Origin of the sequence: Phaeobacter sp. PT47_59 (assembly GCF_028890025.1) — a bacterium.
GTDB lineage: Bacteria > Pseudomonadota > Alphaproteobacteria > Rhodobacterales > Rhodobacteraceae > Phycobacter.
Genome location: NZ_JARCJL010000005.1, coordinates 241,871 through 263,783 on the forward strand (window position 1 = coordinate 241,871; position 21,913 = coordinate 263,783).

Annotated in this window: 19 protein-coding genes and 1 tRNA gene; 12 read left to right on the forward strand and 8 right to left on the reverse strand. The window is 62.3% G+C overall.

The features are described from left to right. Positions 1-5 precede the first annotated feature (5 nt). The 6 genes from PXK01_RS07005 to PXK01_RS07030 all read left to right on the forward strand — a co-directional run bounded on the left by PXK01_RS07005 (position 6) and on the right by PXK01_RS07030 (position 6,844). Complete coding sequence (locus PXK01_RS07005; RefSeq protein WP_274847074.1) at positions 6-263, forward strand: hypothetical protein; 258 nt, start codon at positions 6-8, stop codon at positions 261-263. A gap of 3 nt (positions 264-266) precedes the next feature. Further along, positions 267-1,343 (forward strand): branched-chain amino acid ABC transporter permease, encoded by a 1,077-nt coding sequence (locus tag PXK01_RS07010; protein ID WP_274847075.1) that lies wholly within the window; start codon positions 267-269, stop codon positions 1,341-1,343. A 100-nt stretch (positions 1,344-1,443) separates the two neighbouring features. Further along, on the forward strand, positions 1,444-2,727 hold the full coding sequence (locus tag PXK01_RS07015; protein WP_274859429.1) for an ABC transporter substrate-binding protein: 1,284 nt from the start codon (positions 1,444-1,446) through the stop codon (positions 2,725-2,727). A gap of 172 nt (positions 2,728-2,899) precedes the next feature. After that, positions 2,900-3,736, forward strand: a complete 837-nt coding sequence (locus tag PXK01_RS07020) for an ABC transporter ATP-binding protein (protein ID WP_274847077.1) — start codon at positions 2,900-2,902, stop codon at positions 3,734-3,736. A 17-nt stretch (positions 3,737-3,753) separates the two neighbouring features. Beyond that, the gene (locus tag PXK01_RS07025; RefSeq protein ID WP_274859431.1) at positions 3,754-4,971 is read left to right on the forward strand and encodes a phenylacetate--CoA ligase family protein; all 1,218 of its coding nucleotides are present in this window, start codon (positions 3,754-3,756) and stop codon (positions 4,969-4,971) included. Positions 4,972-5,164: 193 nt separating this feature from the next. Continuing rightward, a complete protein-coding gene (locus PXK01_RS07030; protein WP_274847079.1) occupies positions 5,165-6,844 on the forward strand; it encodes an ABC transporter permease in 1,680 nt (559 codons plus the stop codon). 21 nt (positions 6,845-6,865) lie between these two features. Here PXK01_RS07030 and PXK01_RS07035 read toward each other — a convergent pair whose 3' ends face one another. The 4 genes from PXK01_RS07035 to PXK01_RS07050 form a co-directional block, all read right to left on the reverse strand. After that, entirely contained in the window at positions 6,866-7,726 is an 861-nt protein-coding gene (locus PXK01_RS07035; protein WP_274859433.1) for a CobW family GTP-binding protein, read from the reverse strand. A 275-nt stretch (positions 7,727-8,001) separates the two neighbouring features. After that, positions 8,002-9,018, reverse strand: coding sequence for an extracellular solute-binding protein (locus PXK01_RS07040; RefSeq protein ID WP_274847081.1), 1,017 nt, complete (start codon positions 9,016-9,018; stop codon positions 8,002-8,004). 219 nt (positions 9,019-9,237) lie between these two features. Then, a complete protein-coding gene (gene ykgO / locus PXK01_RS07045) occupies positions 9,238-9,363 on the reverse strand; it encodes a type B 50S ribosomal protein L36 (RefSeq protein ID WP_008562923.1) in 126 nt (41 codons plus the stop codon). 80 nt (positions 9,364-9,443) lie between these two features. Then, a tRNA-Val gene (locus tag PXK01_RS07050) sits at positions 9,444-9,518 on the reverse strand. Between the two features lie 159 nt (positions 9,519-9,677). On the opposite strand from PXK01_RS07050, the gene PXK01_RS07055 reads away from it, so the two are divergent. Continuing rightward, positions 9,678-10,538 carry an N-formylglutamate amidohydrolase gene (locus PXK01_RS07055; RefSeq protein ID WP_274859435.1) on the forward strand — a complete coding sequence of 287 codons (861 nt, stop codon included), beginning with the start codon at positions 9,678-9,680 and terminating at the stop codon, positions 10,536-10,538. Positions 10,539-10,548: 10 nt separating this feature from the next. Here PXK01_RS07055 and PXK01_RS07060 read toward each other — a convergent pair whose 3' ends face one another. After that, positions 10,549-11,826 carry a DNA polymerase IV gene (locus tag PXK01_RS07060; protein WP_274859437.1) on the reverse strand — a complete coding sequence of 426 codons (1,278 nt, stop codon included), beginning with the start codon at positions 11,824-11,826 and terminating at the stop codon, positions 10,549-10,551. A gap of 98 nt (positions 11,827-11,924) precedes the next feature. Here PXK01_RS07060 and PXK01_RS07065 point away from each other — a divergent pair, with 98 nt between their 5' ends. Further along, the gene (locus tag PXK01_RS07065) at positions 11,925-12,350 is read left to right on the forward strand and encodes an NUDIX hydrolase (protein WP_274859438.1); all 426 of its coding nucleotides are present in this window, start codon (positions 11,925-11,927) and stop codon (positions 12,348-12,350) included. A gap of 404 nt (positions 12,351-12,754) precedes the next feature. Here the strand turns inward: PXK01_RS07065 and pyrF are convergent, their stop codons facing one another. Continuing rightward, entirely contained in the window at positions 12,755-13,489 is a 735-nt protein-coding gene (gene pyrF, locus PXK01_RS07070) for an orotidine-5'-phosphate decarboxylase (protein WP_274859439.1), read from the reverse strand. Between the two features lie 269 nt (positions 13,490-13,758). Here pyrF and clpB point away from each other — a divergent pair, with 269 nt between their 5' ends. Then, positions 13,759-16,377 carry an ATP-dependent chaperone ClpB gene (clpB, locus tag PXK01_RS07075; protein ID WP_274847087.1) on the forward strand — a complete coding sequence of 873 codons (2,619 nt, stop codon included), beginning with the start codon at positions 13,759-13,761 and terminating at the stop codon, positions 16,375-16,377. A gap of 82 nt (positions 16,378-16,459) precedes the next feature. Here the strand turns inward: clpB and PXK01_RS07080 are convergent, their stop codons facing one another. Beyond that, positions 16,460-17,869, reverse strand: a complete 1,410-nt coding sequence (locus tag PXK01_RS07080) for a methyl-accepting chemotaxis protein (RefSeq protein ID WP_274859440.1) — start codon at positions 17,867-17,869, stop codon at positions 16,460-16,462. A gap of 209 nt (positions 17,870-18,078) precedes the next feature. Further along, complete coding sequence (locus tag PXK01_RS07085; protein WP_274859441.1) at positions 18,079-18,528, reverse strand: DUF302 domain-containing protein; 450 nt, start codon at positions 18,526-18,528, stop codon at positions 18,079-18,081. A 134-nt stretch (positions 18,529-18,662) separates the two neighbouring features. Here PXK01_RS07085 and PXK01_RS07090 point away from each other — a divergent pair, with 134 nt between their 5' ends. The 3 genes from PXK01_RS07090 to msrQ all read left to right on the forward strand — a co-directional run bounded on the left by PXK01_RS07090 (position 18,663) and on the right by msrQ (position 21,732). After that, a complete protein-coding gene (locus PXK01_RS07090; RefSeq protein WP_274859442.1) occupies positions 18,663-20,153 on the forward strand; it encodes an FMN-binding glutamate synthase family protein in 1,491 nt (496 codons plus the stop codon). A gap of 71 nt (positions 20,154-20,224) precedes the next feature. Next, positions 20,225-21,136 (forward strand): protein-methionine-sulfoxide reductase catalytic subunit MsrP, encoded by a 912-nt coding sequence (gene msrP / locus PXK01_RS07095; RefSeq protein ID WP_274859443.1) that lies wholly within the window; start codon positions 20,225-20,227, stop codon positions 21,134-21,136. Further along, complete coding sequence (msrQ, locus tag PXK01_RS07100) at positions 21,136-21,732, forward strand: protein-methionine-sulfoxide reductase heme-binding subunit MsrQ (RefSeq protein ID WP_274859445.1); 597 nt, start codon at positions 21,136-21,138, stop codon at positions 21,730-21,732. The genes msrP and msrQ overlap by 1 nt, the downstream gene beginning before the upstream one ends. Positions 21,733-21,913: the final 181 nt, after the last annotated feature.

Sequence of the window (21,913 nt, forward strand, 5' to 3'; positions counted from 1 at the left end):
GACGCATGAGAAAGCTCGTTGCCATCGTCAATGTGATCGCCTGGTCAGGGTTTTGGGCCTTTGGCTACCTGGCGCTTGCCTCCGGAGACTTTACCGACACGCAGGTCGTGATCTCCGCCCTTCTGGCCGCTGCAGGTCTTTTCACAGGGATCCTCGCCTATCTGCGACTGGCCCGCATGGCCGAGGCCAGCGGATACGCGAAGAAGACAAATCAACTGGACGCAGCGGCCCGCAACCGCGCGCAGGAAAAAGGGAGCATCTGAAGCATGTTCTACCGTGAAGCCGGAGACTTTAAGGTCTCTTACCAGGACGACAGCCAGACGTTTCCGATCAAGTTCGATCGCTATCGTTACTATGCAGTGCTGGCCTTTGCCTTTCTGGTCATCCCCTTTGTCATCAACGACTACTGGGCGAATGCGATCCTGCTGCCGTTCCTGATCTACTCGATCGCCGCCATCGGGTTGAACATCCTGGTCGGCTACTGTGGCCAGGTGAGCCTTGGCACCGGCGGCTTCATGGCTGTGGGCGCCTATGCGGTCTACAAGCTGATGACGGCCTTCCCCGAAGTGAGCATGTTCATCCATGTTCTGCTGGCGGGCGGGATCACCGCGCTGGTCTGTGTGGCATTTGGCCTGCCGTCCCTTCGGATCAAGGGCTTCTACCTCGCGGTGGCAACCCTGGCGGCGCAGTTCTTCCTGGTCTGGCTGTTCAACCGCGTGCCGTGGTTCTACAACTACTCGGCCTCGGGTCAGATCAACGCGCCCGAGCGTGATGTCTTCGGCATCGTGATCACCGGCCCCAACGCCGCGTCCTGGGCGACCTATTTCTTCTGCCTGATCTTCCTGGCCTTCTGCGCCATCGTGGCCCGCAACCTGACGCGCGGCACCACCGGGCGCACCTGGATGGCGATCCGCGACATGGACATCGCCGCCGAGATCATCGGGGTGAACCCGCTGAAAGCCAAGCTGACCGCCTTTGCCGTCTCCGGTTTCTTCATCGGCATCTCGGGCGCTCTGTTCTTCGCCGTCTACCTGGGCGCCGTCGAAGTGGGCGAGGCCTTCGGCATCAACAAATCGTTCCTGGTGCTGTTCATGGTGATCATCGGCGGTCTGGGCTCGATCTTCGGCTCCTTTGCGGGCGCGGCCTTCCTGGTGCTGCTGCCGGTGGTTCTGAAGGTGATCGGCGTGGACCTGATGGGCTGGCCGACGGATATCGTGGCGCATTTCCAGCTGGTGATCGTCGGTGCGCTGATCGTCTTCTTCCTGATCGTGGAGCCGCACGGGCTGGCCCAGCTGTGGCGCGTCGCCAAGGAAAAACTGAGACTCTGGCCCTTCCCGCACTGACGCGGGAACGGCAGATCGTCGCGGGGGCAAGAAGAAGGGTCAACCTACGCACCCCGCACATTGAAACTATCGGATGAGACCAATGGGAGGAATGAACCCGATGAAACTGAAACTGACTACTCTGGCGCTGGGTGCGCTGATGGCCGCTGGCCCCGCCATGGCGGACCTGGTGTTCCCGTCGCTCAGCTATCGCACCGGCCCCTATGCGGCCAGCGGCATCCCCTTCGCCGATGGCTATGCCGACTACATGACCCTCGTCAACGAACGCGACGGCGGCATCGGCGGCGTCAAGGTGCGCCTGCTGGAATGCGAAACCGGCTACAACACCGAAAAAGGTGTGGAATGCTATGAATCCACCAAGGGCGAAGGCGCGCTGGTCTATCAGCCCCTGTCCACCGGCATCACCTACCAGCTGATCCCCAAGGTGACCGCGGATGGCATTCCGCTGCACACCATGGGCTATGGCCGCACCTCGGCTGCCAACGGCAAGGTGTTCAGCCATGTGTTCAACTACCCGGCCAACTACTGGGATGGCGCCTCGGGCGTGATCACCTACCTGCTGGACAGCAACGGCGGTGACATCAAGGGCAAGAAGATCGCCCTGCTCTATCACAACTCCGCCTACGGCAAGGAGCCGATCCGCACCCTCGAGGCGCTGGCCGCAAAGCACGGCTTCGAACTGTCGACCCTGCCCGTCGACCATCCCGGTCAGGAGCAGAAGTCGCAGTGGCTGCAGATCCGCCGCGACCGTCCCGACTATGTCGTGATGTGGGGCTGGGGCGTGATGAACCAGGTCGCCATCCAGGAAGCCGCGAACGTGCGCTTCCCGATGGAGAACTTCATCGGCGTCTGGTGGTCCGGTGCCGAGCATGACGTCATGCCCGCGGGCGAAAAGGCGCATGGCTACAAGGCCGTGACCTTCCACAACATCGGCCGCGACTTCCCGGTCTTCGACGACATCCAGAAATATGTCGTGGACAAGGGCCTGGCCGCCGGTGCCGGCGATCAGATCGGCAACGTCCTGTACAACCGCGGCATGTATGCGGCGATGCTGGCCGTCGAGGCCGCCAAGACCGCGCAGGAAATCCACGGCGTCAAGGACATCACGCCCGCGATGATGCGCGACGGCATGGAGGCCCTGGAAATGCCCGAGGCCCGCATGTCCGCACTTGGCATGCCCTACTTCGGCCCCTCCTTCAACGTCTCCTGCGAGAACCACGGCGGCCCCGGCCTGGTGGGCATGACCCAGTGGGATGCGAAGGCCAAGACCTGGAACCTGATCTCGGACTTCCAGAAGACCGACACCGCTGTGATCCAGCCGCTGATCGAAGCCGACTCGGCCTCCTACGCCTCGGAAAACAACATCGAACCGCGTTGTAAGTAAGGCCTGTTCCGCTCCTGCCTTCGGCGGGAGCGGGCACAAAATCCCGGTGCGGCGGCGTGCTGCCGCACCACCTCCGAAGAGACACCGATCCGGGCACTTGCGAATTCATACGCTTCGCCTCCCGCCCCGGACCAGGCCGCAACAGGCCGTGACCGCATGAGGACAAACTTTGATGCTCGACGCAGCAAACACCACCGATGTGCAGGCCGAGACCCTGCTTGAGGTCAACAATATCGAGGTGATCTACAACCACGTGATCCTCGTGCTGAAGGGCGTCAGCCTGAAGGTCCCGAAGGGCGGCATCACCGCGCTTCTGGGCGGCAATGGCGCCGGCAAGACCACCACGCTCAAGGCGGTTTCCAACCTGCTGCATTCCGAACGCGGCGAAGTGACCAAAGGCTCGATCAAGTATCGCGGTCAGCCCATGGACTCGCTCGATCCCGCCGACGTGGTGCGCAAGGGCGTCATCCAGGTGATGGAAGGCCGCCACTGTTTCGAACACCTGACCGTTGAGGAAAACCTGCTGACCGGCGCCTATACGCGCGGTGACAGCAAGGGTGACATCCAGCGCGATCTGGAAATGGTCTACAGCTACTTCCCGCGCCTGAAGGAACGCCGCAAATCGCAGGCGGGCTATACCTCGGGCGGTGAGCAACAGATGGTTGCAATGGGCCGCGCCCTGATGAGCCGTCCTGAAACCATCCTCCTGGACGAACCTTCCATGGGTCTGGCGCCGCAGCTGGTGGAGCAGATCTTTGGCATCGTGAAATCGATCAACGAGAACGAAGGCGTGACCTTCCTCCTGGCCGAACAGAACACCAACGTGGCGCTGCGCTTTGCCCATTATGGCTACATTCTGGAATCGGGCCGTGTGGTGATGGACGGCCCCGCCGCCGAACTGCGCGAGAACCCGGATGTGAAGGAATTCTACCTCGGCATGTCCGACGAAGGCCGCAAGAGCTTCCGCGACGTGCGCTCCTACCGCCGCCGCAAGCGGTGGCTGAGCTGATGCGGGATGGTAACGATATGACCTTTTTTGACACACTCGAAACCCGCTCTGCCGATGAACGCGCCGCTGATCTGGCAAAGGCCCTGCCGGGCCAGATCGCCCGCGCCAAATCGGCGCCCGGCTATGGCGCCTCGCTGGCCGATGTGGATCCGGCTGCGATCACAAGTGCTGCGGATCTGGCGGCGCTGCCGGTGCTGCGCAAGTCCGAGCTGAGCCGGGCCCAGGCCGAGAATGCCCCCTTTGGCGGGTTCACGGTGAAGCCTGCCCACGGGTTTGCGCATATCTTCCAGTCTCCCGGACCGATCTACGAGCCGGGCGGCAGCGAACATGACTGGTGGCGCATGGGCCGCTTCCTGCATGCGGCCGGCATCGGCGCTGGCGATGTGGTGCAGAACTGCTTTGGCTATCACCTGACGCCCGCCGGCATGATCTTTGAAAACGGTGCACGTGCCGTTGGGGCTGCGGTTCTTCCCGCAGGCACCGGACAGACCGAACTTCAGGTGACGGCGGCCCGCGATGTGGGCGCCACCGCCTATGCCGGCACTCCGGATTTCCTGAAGGTGATCCTCGACAAGGCCGAGGCCATGGGCGTCACGCTGGGCTACAAGAAGGCGGTCGTGGGTGGCGGGGCGCTGTTCCCCTCGCTACGCCAGGAATATGCGGATCGCGGCATCGCCTGCCTGCAGTCCTATGCCACCGCGGATCTTGGCAATATCGCCTATGAAACCGCAGCGATGGAGGGGATGATCGTCGATGAGAACGTCATCGTCGAGATCGTCACCCCAGGCACCGGCACTCCCGTCGCACCGGGCGAGGTGGGCGAGGTGGTCGTCACCACGCTCAACCCCGACTACCCGCTGATCCGTTTCGCCACCGGCGATCTGTCGGCGGTGCTGCCGGGTGTCTCTCCCTGTGGCCGCACCAATATGCGGATCAAGGGATGGATGGGCCGCGCCGATCAGACCACCAAGATCAAGGGCATGTTCGTGCGCCCTGAACAGGTGGCCGCATTGGTCGAAAAACACGACGAGATCGTCAAGGCCCGCGTCATCGCTGCCCGTGACGGCGAGATGGACACGATGACCGTGCAGATCGAAGCCAATGGCGGTGATGAAGTCACTTTTGGCAAATCGGTGATCGACGTGCTGAAGCTCAAGGGCAAGATCGAGGTCGTCGCTCCGGGCAGCCTGCCCAAGGATGGTCTGGTGATCGAGGACCAGCGCAGCTACGACTGATTGCTCTTTGCCAGAATGAACAGGACAGCCGGGCTGGTGTATGGCCCGGCTGTTTTCCGTTGCGGGTATGCCTGTTTCCGGGGGGGCTATTTCCGCGGGGCCGATTTCCGTTGGGCCTGTTTCCTGCTGGAATTTCCGACATAAATGATCGAAATAGGAAAAGCTCCAAACCGCAAAAGGGTCGCCTGTACCGATGACAGAGGCAAGCCACAGTCCTGACTATGCTCCCAAAGGCACCCGGCGCGGGCGCAAGGGCGGCACTGGCGTCTTTGCGGCGCTGGGATGGCTTGTCGCGCTGGCCTGCGTTTTGCCGATGCTGGCCGTCGCGGTTGCGGCGATGATCGGCGGCACCGAAACAATCGCGCATCTGGCCGAGACCGTCTTGCCGGGCTATCTCGGCACTACCGTTGTTCTGGTCTCGCTGGTGGCTATGGGAACCTTGCTGCTGGGGGTCGGGGCTGCCTGGCTGGTGACTATGACCCGCTTTCCGGGGGTGCGCCTGTTCGAGGTCGCCCTGGTGCTGCCGCTGGCCTTTCCGGCCTATGTGCTGGCCTATGCCTATACCTTTGTCCTGGACCATCCCGGTGTCGTGCAGACAACGCTGCGGCAGGTGATGGGCTGGGGGCCGCGCGACTATTGGTTCCCGGAGATCCGCTCCACGGGCGGCGCCGCGATGATGCTGATCCTGGTGCTGTACCCCTATGTCTACCTCTTGGCGCGGGCGGCGTTCCTGCAGCAGAGTGCAGGCGCCTTCCTGGCGGCGCGCGCCCTTGGCAAAAGCGCCTGGCAGGCCTTCTGGCGGGTCAGCCTGCCGATGGCACGCCCTGCCATTGCCTCGGGGGTTCTGCTGGCGGTGATGGAGACCATCGCGGATTTCGGGACGGTCTCCTATTTCGGCGTGCAGACCTTTGCGACGGGCATCTACACCAGCTGGTTCGCGCTGGCGGACCGGGCCGGGGCGGCGCAACTGGCGCTGTGTCTCTTGAGTTTTGCGCTGATGCTGGCGGTGGTGGAACGCTCCACCCGTGGCAAGGCGCGCTATCATCAGGCGGGCAAGCAGCACGCGGAAATGCCGCCTGCCGATCTGACGGGGATGCGGGCGGTTGCAGCCTGGATCCTCTGCGCGATCCCGGTCACCCTTGGCTTTCTGTTGCCGGTGGTGATCCTGTTCGACATGGGGCTGCAGTCCGAGCAGGACCTGCTCAGCCGTCGCTATATCGGTTTCATCCGGAATTCGCTGACCCTTGCGGCGGTGGCGGCGCTGGTGACCGTGGTCGCGGCGGTCATCCTCGGGTTTTACCAGCGTTTGCGTCCGGGGCGCGGATCTTCGGCGGCAGCCTATGCATCGCGGCTTGGCTATGCGGTGCCGGGTGGGGTGATCGCGGTGGGGCTGATGGTGCCTTTCGCGGCCTTTGACAATGTGCTGGATGCCTGGATGCGGGCGACATTCGACATTCGCACCGGGCTGTTGATCACCGGGTCGATCTGGCTCCTGGTGGCGGCCTATATGGTGCGGTTCCTGGCGGCGGCCCTTGGCGCCTACGAAAGCGGCCAGTCCACGGTGCATGCCAATATGGATGCGGCGGCGCGCTCATTGGGGCAAAGCCCGCTTGGCATGCTGCGGCGGGTGCATCTGCCGATCCTGACGCCCAGCCTGCTGACAGCGCTGCTGATCGTCTTCGTGGATGTGATGAAGGAGCTGCCCGCGACGCTGATCATGCGCCCGTTCAACTATGACACCCTTGCGGTACAGGCCTATCGGCTGGCCTCGGACGAACGGTTGGAAGGGGCGGCGGTGCCGTCCCTGGTGATCATGGCCGTGGGATTGCTGCCGGTCATCCTGATCTGCCGACAGGTCGGGCGGCGCAGATAGGGCGCTGCCCGGGCTTTGTGGTCAACCGTTCCACCAGGTTTCGATCTGATCGGCCGAGATCCGCCGGGCCGGGCCAAGCGCGACCAGAACCGTTTCCTCGGCATCGCAATGGCGGGCCTCGATATGGCGGCCGACGATATGAAGCCGATAGGCGCCGCCGGTGGTCAGCACATAGCCTTTCATCCGGTATAGCCCCTCGGGCCTATTGGCGAGCTTTTCACCCAAGGTGCGGCGGTCGAGCACCGTTTTGCTTTGGTGATGCCAGGTGGCATAAGACGGATGGCTGGCAACCGCGCGCCCCTTTGGCAGGGGAACCACGTCAAACAGCAGATCCGACACAGGGGCGCCATTCAGCACCGTGGGCGTGCGGGCCCCCAGCTCCGTGAGGCTGTCGATCAGATCGGTGTCCTGCTCGTCGCATTTGGAGATCAGCACCAAGTCGGCGGCGCGGATCTGTTGAAGGATCTGTGGGGCTAGCTCTTCATCGTCAAGCTGCGCAGGGGCATGTTGCCCATCGACCACGGTAATGATCCCGGCATAGTTCAAGCCGCTTTGCGCCATGACGGTATTGGCGATCGCCACCGGATCGGAAATGCCACTGGCTTCGATGACCAGGTGGTCGGGGCGATCTGGGCGGTTCACGATCTGATGCAGGGACAGGGCCAGATCATCTCCCATGCTGCAGCAGATGCAGCCATTTGTCAGCGTGATGGTATCGCCGTCGGCCTTGGCGATCTGTTCTGCATCGATATTCACGGCGCCGAAGTCGTTGACGATGATGGCCAGGCTGAGACCGTGATCTTCGGACAGCGCGCGGTTGATCAGAGTGGTCTTCCCTGCGCCAAGGTATCCGCTGATGATCGTGACAGGCAGACGGTTCACAGCAGACTTCCCTGTCCTAATAATTCCAAGCGTCTCTGCATGTGTCCAATTCCCCCCTTAAAACCAAATTTTTGAAACCTATAGGGGGCAAGGCGAAACAGGTCCAGAAGCAGCATGAGAAACTTAACCTGATCAGGACTTTAGGCCGAGCATTTACGCTGCTTTCGCGTAATCTTTGGTCAGATGGTGCGCATATCGCACCCATTCTGCTGCGGACATGAAAAAAGGCGCAGGAGAGCCTGCGCCTTTGTGGTGATCGATTCGCCTGTGGTCGATTACTTCCAGCCGACGGCGTTGAAGATCTTCTGGGCTTCGGGGAGGTTCTTGGCCACCTCGGACAGGTTCACATCATCCGGCTTGAAGTGGCCGAGCGCTGCAATGCTGGGGGCCAGGCCGACGCCGGGCACGGCCGGGAATTCGTCATTGCCAGCCGAGAAATACTGCTGCGCCTGATCCGATGCCAGATACTCCAGGAACTTGATGGCGTTGTCGCGGTTCGGAGCATGGGCTGCAACGCCGCCGCCGGACAGATTCATATGCGCGCCTTCGGCATTCTGAGACGGGAAGATCCAGCCGATCATATCGCGGGAATCGGACAGGCCCTTGACGTTCTTGCGGATCGAGCGGGCGAAATAGTAGCTGTTGGAGACCGCAATCTCGCATTCGCCGGAGACGATGCCGCGCAGCTGGTCGGTGTCACCGCCCTGCGGGTCACGCGCCATGTTGGCGACCACGCCTTCGGCCCATTGTGTCGCCACTTCGCTGCCGTGATGGGTCACGATCGAGGCCAGCAGGGTCTGGTTGTAGGTGTTGGTCGAGGAGCGGATGCAGATCAGCCCCTTGTAGGCCGGATCGGCAAGATCAAGGTAGGTCTGCGGCGGGGTCGCGACATCGGCCTTGTCGTAGAAGATGATGCGCGCACGCTGGGAGAAGCCGAACCACTGGTTGTCTTCATCCTGCAGGTAGCCGGGAACGCGGGCTTCCAGGGTGGCGTTGTCGATGGCTTGCAGCACGCCTGCATCCTTGGCACGGGCCAGGCGCGAGGTGTCCACGGTCAGCAGAACATCCGCAGGGGAGTTCTCGCCCTCGGCCTGCATCCGGGCGATCAGCTCGTCAGCCTTGCCTTCGATCCGGTTGATGGTGATTCCGGTTGCCTCTTCAAAATCAGAATAGAGGCGCTCATCGGTGTCGTAGTGGCGCGAGGAATAGAGGTTCAATTCGCCTTCCGCCGCGGCGGAGGTGGCGATGGTGGCTGCCAGCGCACCGGCTAGGATAGTGGACGCTTTATACATGGTTACTCCCATCGAACTGCAATGTCTGTTTCTGACTGAATTAGTCAATTAAATGATTCTGAGATGAATGAAAACAAAAACTGACAGTTTTACTTGGAAAAAGTTCTTCCCTAGTCTGGGCGTCGGTCCAGCTGTTGGGCGCCAGGTGCCCAAACGCAAAAAAACCGCATCCGAGGATGCGGTTTTCGAAATCGACATGGCTGGGAACCAGCCTGGATCTTAGCCCTGGCGTGCCTTGAAGCGGCGCTGGGTCTTGTTGATCACGTATACGCGGCCCTTGCGACGCACAACGCGGCAGTCACGGTGCCGGTTCTTGAGCGAGCGGAGCGAGTTCTTGACCTTCATGGTCCTTCTCCTGTTCTGCGGCGCGAACCAGCGCCTGGGTTAGCGGGTGTTCCGACCTCTGGGCCAGAACAATGAATTCATGGTGGGCGATACAAGGTTCGAACTTGTGACCCCTTCGATGTCAACGAAGTGCTCTACCGCTGAGCTAATCGCCCATGAAACCCTTGCAGCACCTTGCCCCAGAAACAAACGGGGCGCGGGGTGCCGCGCCGGTGAAGGGGTCTATAATAAGAGTCGCGATAGGGTGCAAGAGCTTTTGACCCCAGAAATTTCCACTCTATGCTGTTTCTTAGTTATCAAAGGCCGGAGCCGGGATGTCCGACGCTGCATTTACTGTCATTTCGCCCAAAAACCTTCGTTCTGCCGTGGTTTTCGCGTCGCCACACAGCGGTACCGATTATCCGGCCTCCTTTCTTGAGGCATCGATTCTCGACCCCCAAAAGATTCGCAGCTCCGAAGATGCCTTTGTGGACCAGCTGTTTGCCGCCGCACCCGAGTTCGGAGCGCCCTTGTTGCGTGCCACCAAGCCGCGTGCCTATCTCGATCTCAACCGCTCCCCGGAAGAGCTGGATCCGGCGCTGATCGACGGGGTGGCGCGGCGCGGGCAGAACCCGCGGGTGGCCTCGGGGCTTGGGGTGATCCCGCGCGTTGTTGCCGGCGGGCGCGCCATCTATCGGGGCAAGCTGCCCCTGGACGAGGCCGAGACGCGATTGGACAGGTACTGGCACCCCTATCATGGCGCGCTGCGAGCGCTGTTGAAGCAGGCGCATGATCGCTTCGGACATGCGATTCTGGTCGACTGCCATTCGATGCCTCATGAGGCGCTTGAAACCATGCCGGTGCGTGGCGGAGTACTGCCAGACGTGGTGCTGGGCGATCGTTTCGGCGCGGCCGCCTCCGGAGAGATTGTCGATCGGGTCGAGGCGGCCTTCACCCGGATCGGTCTTCGGGTAGCGCGCAACGCGCCCTTTGCCGGGGCCTATATCACCCAGACCTATGGCCGCCCGTCGCGCAATCAGCATGCGATCCAGGTGGAAATCGACCGCTCGCTCTATATGGACGAGGCGGCGATCCGGCCCAATGGCAATTTCACCGCCCTGCAGGCGGCCTTGCGCGGGGTCATGGCGGAGATCGCAGGAACCGTTTCAGAGCCATCTTCCCTGGCGGCGGAATAACCGACCACGCCTATCGCAGCGCGCGCCCCTTCAGGATGGCGCCCTTGCCGAACTTCTTGCGGATGGCGTCGCTGGCGCGCTCTGCCTCGGCGCGCTGACTGGCCTGGGGGTCCAGCAGGTCGCCGGTATCGTCGGCCTGATCCGCCGGAACCAGCTCGGAAATTCCGCAGCCAAGCAACCGGTAGGGACCTTCATTGCCCACCTGGTCCAGCAGGGCGCGTGCGGTGCGGTAGATGGTGTCTGCCATCTGGGTGGGGCTGCGCAGGGCGATGCGGCGGGTCAGCGCCGTGTGATTGGCGCGTTTCAGTTTCAGGGTCACCACCCACCCGGCCTTTTCCTTGGCCTTGGCCCGGTCCGATACCTGCTCGGCCAGACGCCACAGATGGCCATCCAGCACCTCGGTGCTGGCGGTATCCTCGAAAAAGGTGGTCTCCTTGGAAATCGACTTCACCGGGGCGCTTGCCGAAACACGCCGCCTGTCTTCGCCGCGCGCCAGGTGCCACAGCCGATCCCCCATGGAGCCGAAGCGCGCATGCAGATCCAGCCGCTCCCAGCGCAACAGGTCGGTGAATGTGCGAATCCCCGCCCGATCAAGCGAGGCCTGCGCCGCCGGGCCAATGCCCCAGATCAGCCGCACGGGTTTGTCGCGCAGGAAATCTGCGGTCTCGGCCTTGCCGATCACCGAAAACCCGCGCGGCTTGTCGAGATCCGATGCCACCTTGGCCAGGAACTTGTTGTGGCTCAGGCCGATGGAGCCGGTGATTCCCAGCTCCTCCTTCATGCGTTTGACCAGCCGCGCCAGCATCACCGCAGGCGGCGCGCCGTGCAGTTTTTCGGTGCCGGACAGATCCATGAAGGCCTCGTCCAGCGACAGCGGCTCCACGTCGGGGGTCAGCTCATACATCATGTCGCGGATGGCGCGGCTCACCTCGGCGTAGACCTGCATGCGCGGTTTGATCACCACCGCGTCGGGGCACAGTTTCAGCGCCTGGAACATCGGCATCGCGGATTTCACACCACGAATGCGCGCGACATAGCAGGCGGTCGAGACCACCCCGCGCCGCCCGCCGCCGATGATTACCGGTTTGTCGGCCAGGCTTGGGTCATCCCGCTTTTCCACGCTGGCATAGAAGGCATCGCAATCCATATGGGCAATGCTGAGCGAAAACAGCTCCGGGTGCAGCTTCACGCGCGGGCTGCCGCAGGCGGGGCACCGCAACGGTTTACGCGTGGGCGCCGGGATCTGGGACAGGCAGTCCCGGCAGAGGGCGACGGGCGGGGCAGGCATTGGCAAACGGGGATCAATCGTCGTTGCGGTGGCAGGGCATCAGTGTACTCTGCGCAAGAGGAATTGTCTTTAGACCATCTGAGGCACATCTATTCATCATGAGCTTTTCCGGTGCAAAACTGGCCTTGTTTCTGGGATCGCAGATCGTGGTGATCCTGCGCGATGACAAGCCGGATATTCCCTATCCCGGTCATTGGGATCTGCCCGGCGGCGGGCGGGAAGGGCATGAAACCCCCGAAGACTGCGCCTTGCGTGAAACCGAAGAAGAGATTGGCCTGCGGCTGGGTCCCCGGGATCTTTCATGGGCGCGCCATTACCAGCGGCCGCGCGGGCGGGTCTGGTTCTTCGTCTCGCACCAGCCTGTCGCGCTGGCCTCGGCCATACGCCTTGGTTCCGAGGGGCAGCGATGGGCGCTGATGGCGCCTCAGGACTATTGCGCGCACCCTTTGGCGGTGCCGCATTTCACGACCCAATTGGCGCAGTATCTGGCGGAGTCGGGGGGCGATCCGGTACGGGCCGGATGATGGCAAGAAAATCCCCCGCACGCGATGGCGGGGGTAGGTGACGAACCTCAGGAAGACCAGCTCGTCTGGGGAGTGTTGAGACCAGAATCACCCATCGGGCGTTTCGGTGCAAATTTTGCGATGTTTCAAAGAGGGCGCTCTGCCGGGGCCTGTGCCCAAAGGGTCACAGGCCTGTGGACCACGGTATGCAGCGTAAATTGGTTTTGTTGTTAAATATTATGCGCTTGCCGTAGGGACAGCCTGGTATCGTAAAAAACAGGCAAAGAGGCGCAGACCTCGGCCATCGTGGTTTCATTTCGCACAAAAAATAGGCATTCGTGGGCGTTTCGCGCCCATGCCGTGCATATCGGAGCCCGGAAAGGCCGATGCGGCAAGGTCAATCCGGCCGATCGAAAAGGCCGCTCTTAGCCGCGATTGGGCTGGCTGGCCTGCGGGCTGCGCAGCTCGGCAAGGATGGCCTCGGCCGCCTGGCGCGGATCTTCGGCTTTCCAGATCGGGCGGCCGACGACGATATGATCGGCGCCATCGGCAATGGCGGTGGCCGGGGTGGCGACGCGTTTCTGATCGCCGAGATCAGCGCCCGCCGGGCGTACGCCGGGGGTGACGATCAGCTTGCCGTCCGCCTCGGGCAGGGCACGGATCAGGGCAGCTTCCTGCGGGCTTGCAATCACGCCGTCGGCGCCTGCGGCAAAGGCATTACCGGCCCGTTCCTGCACCAGGTCGCGGATTGCACCCGGTTTGATCAGCGCCCCGTCCAGATCGGCACGGTCCAGCGAGGTGAGGATGGTGACGGCCAAGATCTTCATCTCCTTGCCCGCAGCGCCCTGCTTGGCGGCGCGCACCACGTAAGGATCGCCATGCACGGTCAGGAAATCGAGATCGAACTGCGCCAGCCCACGCACCGCGTTTTCCACCGTGGCGCCGATATCGAAGAGCTTCATGTCCAGAAAGATGCGCTTGCCCTGTTCCTGCTTCAGCTCATTCGCCAGCGCCAGTCCGCCGCCCGTCAGCATGCCAAGGCCGATCTTGTAGAAAGAGACCGCATCCCCCAGGGTTTCTGCCAGTTTCAGACCCTCGATTGCATTGGGGACATCCATGGCAACGATCAGGCGGTCATCGGCGAGCGGTTTGGCAGACATGGCGAAACTCCGGGTTTCTTGGCGCAGGAAAGGAAATCGAGCCTTCCTAATCCCTGCAGCGCGGTTCGAAAACCCTAAAATGCAAGGCATTTGATGGTGCCGATCATGAGCGCAGCTTGATCAAGGTCAGAGAAATTGAACGGCTTTCAGGGCAGCATGCTCTTGAAGGAAGAGGAAGTCTTCCCAAATTGATCTGTGAGGCCCGGACCGGGGCGTGCCGCCAAGCGGGCGCTGCCAAATTGATCGGGCGCTTATAAAAGGAGAGAGAGATGGACTTGAGCAAGTTCACCGAGCGTGCACGCGGTTTCGTGCAGGCGGCGCAGACCATTGCCCTGCGCGAAGAGCACCAGCGGATGGTGCCCGAACACCTTTTGAAAGCTTTGATGGATGACGAGCAGGGGCTGGCGGCCAACCTGATCACCCGCGCGGGCGGCGATGCCTCCCAGGTTGCGGGTTCCGCGGATGCTGCCGTCTCCAAACTGCCCAAGGTCAGCGGTGATGCGGGCCAGATGTATCTGGACCAGCAAACGGCGCGGGTTCTGGATGAGGCGGTGAAGATCGCCGACAAGGCAGGCGACAGTTTCGTGCCGGTCGAACGCATCCTGATGGCGCTTTGCATGGTCAAATCCAAGGCCAAGGACGCGCTGGAGGCGGGCAATGTCACCGCGCAGAAGCTGAACGAAGCCATCAACGACATTCGCAAGGGCCGCAAGGCCGACAGCGCCACTGCCGAAGAAGGCTATGACGCGCTGAAGAAATATGCCCGCGACCTGACCGAGGCCGCCCGCGAGGGCAAGATCGACCCGATCATTGGCCGGGACGAGGAAATCCGCCGCGCCATGCAGGTGCTGAGCCGCCGCACCAAGAACAACCCGGTGCTGATCGGTGAGCCGGGCGTCGGTAAGACCGCCATCGCCGAAGGCATGGCGCTGCGCATCGTCAACGGAGATGTGCCGGAAAGCCTGCGCGACAAGCAATTGCTGGCGCTGGACATGGGCGCGCTGATCGCCGGTGCGAAATACCGCGGCGAGTTCGAAGAACGTTTGAAGGCCGTCCTGACCGAGGTGACCGAGGCGGCCGGTGAGATCGTTCTCTTCATCGACGAGATGCACACCCTGGTGGGCGCGGGTAAGGGTGATGGCGCCATGGATGCGGCCAACCTGATCAAACCGGCGCTGGCGCGGGGTGAGCTGCACTGCATCGGCGCCACCACGCTCGATGAATACCGCAAATACGTGGAGAAAGACGCGGCCCTTGCCCGCCGGTTCCAGCCCGTGATGGTGACCGAGCCGACGGTGGAGGATACGATCTCGATCCTGCGCGGCATCAAGGAAAAATACGAGCTGCACCACGGCGTGCGCATCGCCGATGCGGCGCTGGTGGCGGCGGCGACCCTGTCGAACCGCTATATCACCGACCGTTTCCTGCCGGATAAGGCCATCGACCTGATGGACGAGGCCGCCAGCCGGTTGCGCATGCAGGTGGACAGCAAGCCGGAAGAGCTGGACGCGCTGGATCGTCAGATCCTGCAGATGCAGATCGAGGAAGAGGCGCTGAAGCTGGAAGATGACACCGCCTCGCGCGATCGTCTGGACAGCCTGCAAAAGGAACTGTCGGACCTGCAAGAGCAGAGCGCCGAACTCACCGCCCAATGGCAGGCCGAGCGTGACAAGCTGGCCGGTGCCCGCGATCTGAAGGAACAGCTCGACAAGGCCCGCGCCGAACTGGACATTGCCAAGCGCGAAGGCAACCTCGCCCGCGCAGGGGAACTGTCCTATGGCGTCATTCCGGGGCTGGAAAAACAGCTGGCCGGGGCTGAGGAGAAGGAACAGCAGGGGCTGATGGTCGAAGAGGCTGTGCGCCCCGAACAGATCGCTGCCGTGGTCGAACGCTGGACCGGGATCCCCACCTCCAAGATGCTGGAAGGTGAGCGCGAGAAGCTCTTGCGCATGGAAGACGACCTGCATGGTCGCGTGATCGGTCAGAACGCGGCCGTCACAGCCGTGGCCAATGCGGTGCGCCGGGCGCGTGCGGGACTTAATGATGAGAACCGTCCGCTGGGCAGCTTCCTGTTCCTCGGGCCGACCGGTGTCGGCAAGACCGAACTCACCAAGGCGGTTGCCGAGTTCCTGTTCGACGACGACAACGCCATGGTGCGTATCGACATGTCCGAGTTCATGGAGAAACACGCGGTTGCCCGTCTGATCGGTGCTCCTCCGGGCTATGTCGGCTACGAGGAGGGCGGTGTCCTGACCGAGGCCGTGCGGCGGCGCCCCTATCAGGTGGTGCTGTTCGACGAAGTCGAAAAGGCGCACCCGGATGTGTTCAACGTGCTGCTCCAGGTGCTCGATGACGGCATGCTGACCGATGGTCAGGGCCGCACCGTGGACTTCAAGCAGACGCTGATCATCCTGACCTCGAACCTCGGCGCGCAGGCGCTGAGCCAGCTGCCCGAAGGGGCGGATGCGGCAGATGCCAAGCGCGACGTGATGGATGCGGTGCGGGCGCACTTCCGGCCCGAGTTCCTGAACCGTCTGGACGAGACGATCATCTTCGACCGTCTGGCCCGCGCGGATATGGACGGGATCGTCAAAATCCAGCTCAAGCGGCTGGAGAAACGCCTGGCGGATCGCAAGATCGCCCTGCAACTGGATGAGGGCGCGATGACCTGGCTGGCCGATGAAGGCTATGATCCGGTCTTCGGTGCGCGTCCCTTGAAGCGGGTGATCCAGCGTGCGCTGCAGAACCCGCTGGCCGAGCTGTTGTTGGCGGGCGATATCCGCGATGGTGACACGGTTCCGGTCTCTGCCGGGGCTGAAGGGCTGATCATCGGGGATCGCATCGGCACCAGCGAGCGGCCGAAACCCGACGATGCCGTGGTGCACTAAGGACCATCCCGTGAAAAGAACGAGGCCCGCCAATCAGGCGGGCCTTTTTGTTGCTTGGATCTGTTTGGTTCCGGGCTTGAACCTAGAAATCGTCCCAGCCGTTGGCCACCGCTGGCCGGGCAGGGGCAGCTGCCGCGCGTGGGGCCGGGTCGGACAAAGGTACCACATTGGATGCCGCTCCGGCGCCGAACCCACCGCTGGTGCGGAACTGCGCGACCTGCTGCGATAGTGCCTTGGCGTTGTCGGCCATGGTCTGGCTGGCTTCTGTGGCCTCTTCCACCATGGCGGCATTGCTTTGGGTGACCTCATCCAGCTGCCCCATGCCGGTGTTGATTTCCGACAGGGTTGCGGATTGCTCCTGGGTGCCGCGCGCAATATCGGTGACATGGCCCGAGATGGTGCTGACGCTTTCGATGATGGATTGCAGCTCTCCGCCTGCACGGTCCACGAGGTCGACACCATGCACCACATGGGCCGAGCTTTCGTTGATCAGCTGCTTGATTTCGCTTGCGGCTTCGGTCGAGCGCTTGGACAGGGCGCGGACCTCGGAGGCGACCACGGCAAACCCACGGCCCGCTTCGCCGGCGCGGGCGGCCTCGACCCCGGCGTTGAGCGCCAGCAGACTGGTCTGGAAAGAGATATCGTCGATCACCGTCAGGATGGTCGAGATCTTCTCGGAGGAGGATTTGATCTGACCCATCGCATCGATCGCCTCTTGCACCACGGTGCTGCTGCCTTCGGCGGTGGCCTTGGCGCCGGTAACGATCCGCTCCACATCCTGGGCGCCCTGGGCGGCGGATCTGACGGTCGTGGTCAGCTCTTCGATGGCGGCGGCGGTCTGTTCCAGCGTTGCCGCCTGGGTTTCGGTGCGGGTGGACAATTCGGTCGAGGAGTGGCTGATCCCCTCGGCGGTGTGTTCAACTGTTGCAGAGACCGATTTGACCGTGGAAATGACGCTTTCCAGCTGGGTGACGGCCTCGTTGAAATCCCGTGCGACCGCGCCGAGATCCTTGATGTCGGAGGCCGGAATGCGATGGTCCAGCGCGCCGTTGCGCAGGGCGATCAACCCGTGCGAGATATCCTGGATGGCCTTGCGCCGGTGGGTCACATCGGTGCCCATCAGGATGATCTTGCGGATCTTGCCCTCGGCGTCCTGGACAGGGGCAAAGGTCGCCTGGATCCAGACCTCGGACCCGGATTTGCACTGCATGGGAAACTGGTCGGTGATATGTTCCCCTTGGCCAAGCGCGGACCAGAGGCCCTTGTATTCGGCACCGGCTGCATAGTCGGGCGCCAGGAGGGTCGCGTGTTTCTGGCCTTTGATCTCTTCCGCGCGATAGCCAACGGCCGACAGAAAGTTCTCATTGGCCCGCAGGATGGTGCCGTCCGGGCTGAATTCGATAACGGCCTGTGTTTTCTCTAAGACACCCAGCATGCCAAGCAGGTCTTCCTGTTCTTGTGCACGTTCTGCAGTCTTGGATTTGAAAAACATGGGACCTCTTCTTCCGCAAATGTTGCCCAATGGGCGCGTTGAAAAGGTGATACTTTTTGCGGCGTTAAATTTGCATGAACTATCCGGGATCTAGCGGAGGAAAGGCGTGAAAGACCCAACAATAACGGGCGATGCTGATCCGCACCGCCCGGAATCTCTCAGAGGGTGCCCATGCCGCAATCTGTCCCGATTGCGGAGGGGCCTTTGCGTCATTCCTCGATGGCTTCGCGCACGATGCCGTCCAGCAGCTCCTGGATCGCCTGCATCTCGCCTTCCGGGAAGGCGCGGTAGCCGATGGTGATCTCGTCCTTGTCGGGGAACTGGGCGACGAAGATGTCGTAGGGGCAGAACATGATGTTCATGGGATCCGCCTCCATCACCTGCCGTGACAGTTTGGCGGAGCAGAAGGAATAGACGTCGGCCTTCTCGAACAGCACGATATCGGAGCCCACATCGGCGCGGGTGCGTTCCAGCATGTCGCCCACATGGCTGATGTGATCCACCAGCAGGCCGCGATCGGTGATTGCGCTTTCCAGACCAAAGGTCACATCGTCAAAGGCCAGGGTTGTGGTATAGCTGACCATATCCTGTGCCTGGGCGGCGACGGTCATCGACAGTGCAGTGACAGAGGCCGCAGCGGCCGCGATCAAGAATTTCATGCTAATCTCCCTTTTGTGAGCAGTGCTCGCTTGTCCGCTGCGCTCTTCGCCCTCAGGTTAGGGCAGGAACGGAGCGGGCTGTGTCATGGGCCGCGCGCCTCTCGTGTCGTATATAGACATATAGGAGTTTTTGAATGGATATCGCGGCGAATGCCATAGAATTTCTTGCACTGGCGTTTGTTTTTGCCCTGGGGGCGGCGGGTCTTCTGGTCCTGGTGCTGTTTCTGGCAGACAGATTACAGACCGAGGACGCCATTCGGCGTAACTATCCCGTGATCGGGCGTTTCCGGCATATCTTCAGCACTTTGGGGGAATTCTTCCGGCAGTATTTCTTTGCCATGGACCGCGAGGAGTTGCCGTTCAACCGGGCCCAGCGGGACTGGGTGGGCCGCGCCAGTGAAGGCAAGGGGAACACGGTGGCCTTTGGCTCGACCCGCAATACCTCGGTGCCGGGCACGGCGATTTTCGTCAACGCGCCCTTTCCGCCACTGGATGACCAATATGCCAAATCCGAACCCATGGTGATCGGCGCCGGGGCGCGGGTGCCTTACCAGGCGCCTTCTTTCTTCAATATCTCCGGCATGAGCTATGGCGCCCTGTCGCGCCCTGCGGTGCGCGCCCTTAGCCGTGGTGCGCGCGAGGCGGGCGTCTGGATGAACACCGGCGAGGGGGGGCTCAGCCCGTTTCACCTTGAGGGAGGTTGCGACATCGTCTTCCAGATCGGCACTGCCAAATATGGCGTGCGGGACGAAGCGGGCAACCTGAGCGATGACAAGCTGCGCAAGGTGGCAGAGCACCCATGCGTGCGGATGTTCGAGCTGAAGCTGTCGCAAGGGGCAAAGCCGGGCAAGGGCGGCATCCTGCCCGCCGCCAAGGTCAATGCCGAGATCGCAGAGATTCGCGGCATTCCCGAAGGTAAGGCCAGCATCTCTCCGAACCGTCATCCCGAGATCGGCAATTACGACGAGCTTTTGGACATGATCGCCCGGGTGCGGGATGTCATAGGCAAGCCGGTGGGAATCAAGACGGTGGTCGGCTCCGAGGCGGCCATGCGCGAGATGTTCATGAATATCGCCGCCCGTCCTGAGGCTGCGCCGGATTTCATCACCATCGATGGCGGCGAGGGCGGCACAGGCGCCGCGCCCATGCCGCTGATCGACCTTGTCGGCATGTCCGTGCGCGAAGCGCTGCCCATGGTCTGTAACCTGCGCGATGAATACGGCCTGAAGGATCGCATTCGCCTGATCGCCAGCGGCAAGCTGGTCAACCCGGGCGATGTGGCCTGGGCGCTGGCGGCAGGCGCCGATTTCGTGACCTCGGCACGGGGCTTCATGTTCGCACTCGGCTGTATCCAGGCGCTGAAGTGCAACAAGAACACCTGCCCCACCGGCATCACCACCCATGATCCCCGCCTGCAAAAGGGGCTTGTGGTCGAAGACAAGTATCTGCGCGTGGCCCGCTACGCCCGCGAAGTGATCCACGAGGTCGAGACCATCGCCCATTCCGTCGGGGTGACGGAACCCCGCAAGCTGCGTCGCCGCCACGTGCGGCTGGTGATGGATGATGGCACCTCGCGCCCGATGAATGAGATCATGCCAAGTTACAGTGCCATCGCGGACTCGTGAGAGGATATGTTTTGGCGCAGCGCCCCCGCTGCGCTAGCTCTTGAGGGGATCACTGACAAAGGAGCGCGCCAATGGCCCGTCGCTGGACCAACACCCTGACCCATGCGGATGTCACCCCCGAGGCGGCCTTCTGGAACCGCCGCCAGATCATCGCGGGCATGGCGGGTCTGGGTCTTGCCTCGCTGGCGGGCGGGGCAGAGGCGCAGGCCAGTGGCGAGGTGCTGGAGCCCAACAGCTGGGAAGATGTGACCAGCTACTGCAACTTCTATGAGTTCGGCACCGGCAAGGGGGATCCCGCGGCCTATGCGGGCCGGATGACGACCTCCCCCTGGAGCGTGAAGATCGACGGGCTGGTGGATCGGCCGGGGGAGTATGATTTCCAGCAGATCCTGGGCGAGATGACCGTCGAGGAGCGCATCTACCGTTTCCGCTGTGTCGAGGCCTGGTCGATGGTGGTGCCCTGGAATGGGTTTGAGCTGGCCGACCTTCTGAACATGGCAGGCGTGCAGGAGGGCGCGAAATACGTCGCCTTTGAAACCCTCTACCGTCCCGAGGAAATGCCGGGCACCGCCTACCGCGTGCTCGACTGGCCCTACCGCGAGGGGCTGCGCCTGGATGAGGCGATGCATCCCCTGACCCTGATGGCGACGGGTATCTTCGGCAAACCACTCCCCAACCAGAACGGCGCGCCCCTGCGCCTGGTGGTGCCGTGGAAATACGGGTTCAAATCGATCAAGTCGGTGGTGCGCATCACCCTCACCGATCAGGAGCCGCCCACCAGCTGGAATATGGCCAATGCGGGGGAGTACGGATTCTTTAGCAATGTGAATCCCGAGGTGGACCATCCGCGCTGGAGCCAGGCCACGGAACGCCGGATCGGCGGCGGATTGTTCGCCCGCCGCGAGCCGACCTTGATGTTCAACGGCTACGAGGCGGAGGTCGCCTCCCTCTATGACGGCATGGACCTCGCCAAACACTATTGATGGGGTGGCTGAATCATAGCCTGCGCAGGATCCCGGTCTGGTGCGTCTATCTTCTGGGGTTCTTGCCGTTGCCCTGGCTGTTCTACCTTGGCCTGTCCGGCGGCTTGGGGGCGGAGCCGATCAAGGCGCTGGAACATGAATATGGCGAACTGGCCCTGAAGCTGCTGGTCGTTGTCCTGGCAGTGACCCCCCTGCGCCGCTACCTGGGCCTCAACCTGATGAAGTTCCGCCGCGCGCTGGGCATTCTCAGCTTCCTCTATGTTCTGGCGCATCTTCTGGTCTGGCTCATGCTGGATGTGCAGATCCCCTCGCAGATAATCGCGGATATCGTGAAGCGCCCCTATGTCACCATCGGCATGGCTGGTTTTGTGTTGATGTTGCCCTTGGCGCTGACCTCCAACAATGGGTCCGTGCGCCGCCTCGGCAGCCGCTGGCGCCAGATCCATCGTCTGACCTATCCGATCGCCCTGCTGGGGGCTTTGCACTTCCTTCTGCTGGTGAAGGGATTTCAGGTCGAGCCACTGATCTACCTGGTCGTCATTCTAGGCCTTTTGCTGCTGCGCTTGCCGGTGCTGCGCCGCAAGTCCGTGGTTTGACACAATCCGCCTTCGCTCAAAGTGCCTATTTTTCAGGCAAGTGAAGTTTTTTTGGCGAAATCCGATTTTTTCTCTTGCGCCTTCAGGCAACTGCCCATAAATAGCCCTTCACCGGCGGCGCTGAGGCGCTACTGAGAGGATCTGGACGGAACGCGAGAGTGGATGTTCGGGTTTGATTGGG